The 237-nt window shown below is 44.3% G+C and carries 1 protein-coding gene; it reads right to left on the bottom strand.

The features are described from left to right. A partial coding sequence (locus A3735_RS30735; RefSeq protein WP_197485821.1) for a hypothetical protein occupies positions 1-237 on the bottom strand: 237 nt, incomplete at both ends.

Below are 237 nucleotides of genomic sequence, written 5' to 3'. Positions count from 1 at the left end.
TGCGCTTATCGTCAATTACAGCGTTATCACGAGTTGAGTCAATACCGTTTGCAACACTAACAAACGTCGTATCAGTATTCCCATCATTTACATACATCTGAGCAATATCACGCATATTGGAAAAACCATATGCAAGCTCATTATCACCGTCGGTACCATCACCGGCGATGTCAATCTCAAGCCGTAAGTTGTCAAGCATCGTACCTGCAGAGCCCGTACCATTACCCAACGAGTTAC

This window comes from Oleiphilus sp. HI0061, assembly GCF_001635675.1.
This window is presented reverse-complemented; position numbering and strand designations above follow the sequence as displayed.